Genomic DNA, 237 nt, shown 5'->3' with positions numbered 1-237 from the left:
GCCATAACCCGCCTCGTTGTCGGCGCGGATATACACCTGGGTGTTGCTGTCCTGCGCCACCACCTGGCCGACCTTGGCCTGCAACTCTTCAAGGCTGACGGCGCTGTCGGTCTGGTTCTTGGTGTCCAGCTCATTGCCCAGGTTCCAGTAGTAGCCGCCTTCGGCCTTGACCGACAGAGTGAGGATTTTTTGCTGGCTGTCATTGACCAGCGCTTCACTGGCCACTTTCGGCAGTTC

General features: G+C 59.5%; 1 protein-coding gene. It reads right to left on the bottom strand.

Going from position 1 to position 237, the window contains the following annotated elements:
• Positions 1-237 (bottom strand): biopolymer transporter ExbD (locus GHO25_RS26005; RefSeq protein WP_256677343.1); only part of this gene is annotated, 237 nt, incomplete at both ends.

Source organism: Pseudomonas sp. FSL R10-1350 (genome assembly GCF_009600525.1).
GTDB lineage: Bacteria > Pseudomonadota > Gammaproteobacteria > Pseudomonadales > Pseudomonadaceae > Aquipseudomonas > Aquipseudomonas helleri.
The sequence above is the reverse complement of the archived record's forward strand: the minus strand, read 5'-3'. Positions and strand labels throughout refer to the sequence as shown.